Below are 3,905 nucleotides of genomic sequence, written 5' to 3'. Positions count from 1 at the left end.
TGATCCCCGGCCTGTGGCGTAGGCTTCTCGAATGCCGCTAGTCCCTAGAATAATACCCCCCGTCGGGAAATCTGGCCCTGGGATCAGGCTCAGCAGTTCGCCATCCGTCAATTCTGGATTGCGGATCAGCGCAATCACCCCATCAATTAGCTCACCGAGGTTATGGGGTGGAATATTCGTCGCCATGCCCACCGCAATCCCAGAGGAGCCATTCAGCAAAAGCTGGGGAATCCGTGAGGGTAAAACCAGCGGTTCTTGCTGGGAGGCGTCATAGTTGTCAATAAAGTCAACGGTGTCCGCCTCAATATCCTGAAGCAGCGAGTTAGTCGCGAGAGACCGCAGACGACACTCGGTGTATCGCATCGCCGCTGGGGGATCATTATCGACAGACCCAAAGTTACCGTGCCCGTCTACTAGCGGTAGCCGCATGGAAAAATCCTGCGCCATGCGTACCAAGGCATCGTACACAGCCGTATCGCCGTGGGGATGATATTTACCAATGACATCCCCGACCACGCGCGCACACTTCCGAAAGGGGCGATCGGGTGTCAAACCGAGTTCGTGCATCGCGTAGAGAATGCGGCGATGAACTGGCTTTAGACCATCCCTTGCGTCTGGAAGTGCCCGTCCTACGATGACGCTCATGGCGTATTCCAGGTAAGAGCGGGACATTTCACTCCGCAAATCGGTAGGGACTATAGTCATAGTGGGTCCAGAAAGCTCCAAAAAACTAAAATTTCAGCAGTTAATCGCTGAATTTGATGAAAAACTGCTGACATGTCTAGACATGATGGGGAAGGGCTAGTAAAAATGCCCTTTTTCCTTACAAATTTTAGCATAAATACGGGTATAGAAGCCCGTATCGTCAGCCGTTGGAGCATTATTCCACTGAGCCATGCATAAAGAAAATCTGTGATGAATGGGGCTACCGGAAAAAGTTGTCTACTCTGTAAGGTACACGCACAGCTACGCCTGTTCTAGCAACGGTTCTCAATGTATTGAAACGCACAAAGTCTTGAGAAAGGTGTTGCCCTCGCTCAAGATGTCCCAGTCTTGAACATCCGACAGTGGGTATAGCGGTGCGTTATATCCGGTCATCTCGAACAGTGCTACACGGCGGCGATTGTTTCAGGATGTTGGTCTGTTGTTCCTACGCAGAGAGTCTCAAGAGAGTGATATGGCACAGAGTTTTGGTCTAATTGGCTTAGCGGTAATGGGTGAGAATCTTGCGCTCAACATCGAGCGAAACGGATTTCCCATTACGGTATACAACCGCACATCTGCAAAGACAGATGAGTTTATGGAAACGCGAGCCGCAGGTAAAAATGTGAAGCCCGCGTATTCCCTCGAAGAATTTGTTTCATCGCTAGAGCGTCCCCGCAAGATTCTAATCATGGTGAAGGCGGGGGCTCCTGTAGACTACGTGATCAACGATCTCAAGCCTCTACTGGAGGAGGGAGACATGATCATTGACGGTGGAAACTCGCTCTATACCGACACTGAACGTCGAACCAAAGAGCTAGAGTCTATCGGTTTACGCTACATCGGCATGGGGGTTAGTGGTGGCGAGGAAGGCGCACTGAATGGACCTAGCCTTATGCCAGGGGGAACGGCTGCCGCTTACCAGGAAATTGAACCCATTGTGACGAAAATTGCGGCTCAGGTTGACGATGGCCCCTGCGTAACCTACATCGGCCCCGGTGGTGCAGGGCACTATGTCAAAATGGTGCATAACGGGATTGAATACGGAGATATGCAGCTGATTGCTGAAGCCTACGATCTCCTAAGAAACACACTAGGACTGGATCACGAGCAGCTTCATGAAGTCTTTGCCGACTGGAACACCACCGAAGAACTGAACTCTTTCTTGATTGAAATTACCGCGAATATTTTCACCAAGATGGACGACGAAACGGGATTAGCGTTAGTGGATGTCATCCTGGATGCGGCGGGTCAGAAAGGGACTGGGAAGTGGACGGTGGAAACCGCTCTGGATTTGGGCGTTGCGATTCCAACCATTACAGCAGCCGTTAACGCCCGCATCATGTCTTCGATCAAGGCCGAACGAGTGGCAGCAGCGAAGGAACTCACCGGGCCGTCTGGAAAGTATGAGGGCGATACAGCAGAATTCATCACCAAGATCCGGGATGCACTCTATTGCTCGAAGATCTGTTCCTATGCCCAGGGTATGGCTCTGATTGGCAAGGCGTCCCAAGAGCTGTTTGAGGGTAAGGTGGATCTGGGTGAGTGCGCTCGGATTTGGAAAGGCGGATGTATTATTCGCGCGGGATTTTTGGGCAAGATTAAGAAAGCGTTTGATGATAATCCGGCGCTACCCAACCTCCTGCTTGCCTCTGAGTTTAAGCAGACGATTCTCGATCGCCAGGATGCTTGGCGTGAAGTGATCATGGTTGCGGCGAAACTGGGGATTCCGGTTCCGGCCTTTAGTGCATCGCTGGATTACTTTGACAGCTATCGCCGCGATCGCCTCCCTCAGAATCTGACCCAAGCTCAGCGGGATTATTTCGGGGCGCACACCTATGAGCGTACCGATCATCCCAGAGGGGAAACGTTCCACGCCGAGTGGTTCTAGTTCGGTTCTAGTCTATTAGTTTCAGAATCAAGAGCGATCGCCCATTTCAAATCGGAGGGGCGATCGCCATTTCCAGATCATGAAATGCTCCCCAGACCGGGGAGCATTTTTTACAGACTACTCACAGGATTTGAGATTGCCGAGCATCTAGGCGTTGCCTAAATGAGGGCAACCTCGTCAGCCAACGACTCACTCCAGCTATTTTCGTCCACCATGTCATCGAGGAAGTTGCTGGTGGGGGCAATCAACTCATCAAAGATAGAGGGGCGATCGCTCCCTTCACTGGCATCAAATCCTGACGCAACCGGAGCAATGGCAAAGGAGTCCATTGCATCAAATTCAAGATCCACGCTGGGTTTCTTGATCGTCTGGATGTTGGTGTCTAGGATATGGGTGAACTTGGGATCAACGACGAACTTGATATCCTTCGTCAGCACTTTGAAATCATCAAGAACGGAGAAGATCGTAGGCTGCCAACGCTTGCTAGAGTACATGCTGGCCAACTGATAGTCTTCCTTCAGTGCCCAAGCTCGGCGTACAGCCGCATCTGCGTTAACGAGACCGTTACCAAAAGTGTTGTCCTTGCCGTAGCTTCCCAAATCCATAGCCGTGTCAATCAGGAGTTGGCGCACCTGCCCACCGCTGAAGTAGGGATTTACACTCCATACCAGAGAGGCGATCGCGGCCATGTTCGGGTTCGCACATGAGGTTCCTCCAAAGAAGCGCATATCCCCATTCTTGTCCATTGCAGGAGAGTTAGTCGCCGCCATCAGGGTCAGGTTCGATCCCCGATTGGAGTAGCCCGCAATGTCTACGCTAGAAGCATTGGCGAGACCATTCACATAGGTTGTCCCTGTTTTTGCCAGCGCTCCAACTGAGATTACGTTGCTGTAATTCGTTTGCAGTTTCGCAACACCACTAACACTGGTTAAGTAATTTGGATCGTTGAGATTACCACCAGGGCCACCATTCCCTGCAGCAACGGCAAACAGAGCAATATCTGAATTCGCGCTAATCAGAGACTCAAGTTGGGCTTGGCTTCCACCACTGGTGAGCCATCCTTCACCCTGAATGCCACCCTGGAACACCACTTTCATGTTGTTGGCTTTGGCGTAGTTGATGGTGTCTTTGATTGCGGTTTGCAGATTTACGCCGCTGTACACATCGTTGACGTATATCTTGCTGTACCAGTTGATGCCAGCCACACCGGAGCTATTGTTGGCAGTCGAACCCATAACGCTCATTGCGCTGTGACCATGACCATAATCCTTGAAGTTATCATCATCGGAGGGATCGGTAATCAGTCGATAGT

General features: G+C 51.3%; 3 protein-coding genes. 1 reads left to right on the top strand and 2 read right to left on the bottom strand.

The window, feature by feature from the left end; all coding sequences use genetic code 11:
* On the bottom strand, nt 1-705 hold a 705-nt coding region (locus IGR76_04660; GenBank protein ID MBF2077813.1), incomplete at its 3' end, for a DNA gyrase subunit A.
* Between the two features lie 472 nt (nt 706-1,177).
* Here IGR76_04660 and gnd point away from each other — a divergent pair.
* Nucleotides 1,178-2,593 carry a decarboxylating NADP(+)-dependent phosphogluconate dehydrogenase gene (gene gnd, locus IGR76_04655; GenBank protein ID MBF2077812.1) on the top strand — a complete coding sequence of 472 codons (1,416 nt, stop codon included), beginning with the start codon at nt 1,178-1,180 and terminating at the stop codon, nt 2,591-2,593.
* Nucleotides 2,594-2,751: 158 nt separating this feature from the next.
* On the opposite strand, the gene IGR76_04650 is transcribed toward gnd, so the two are convergent.
* Nucleotides 2,752-3,905 (bottom strand): S8 family serine peptidase (locus tag IGR76_04650; GenBank protein ID MBF2077811.1); only part of this gene is annotated, 1,154 nt, incomplete at its 5' end.

This window comes from Synechococcales cyanobacterium T60_A2020_003, assembly GCA_015272205.1.
In the GTDB taxonomy this organism is placed as follows: domain Bacteria; phylum Cyanobacteriota; class Cyanobacteriia; order RECH01; family RECH01; genus JACYMB01.
Note: the sequence above shows the minus strand (reverse complement) of the source record. Positions and strands in the feature narration are given on the sequence as shown.

Coding starts and splice junctions, on each gene's coding strand:
- gnd (MBF2077812.1), top strand. CDS start 1,178: ATGGCACAGAGTTTTGGTCTAATTGGCTTAGCGGTAATGGGTGAGAAT.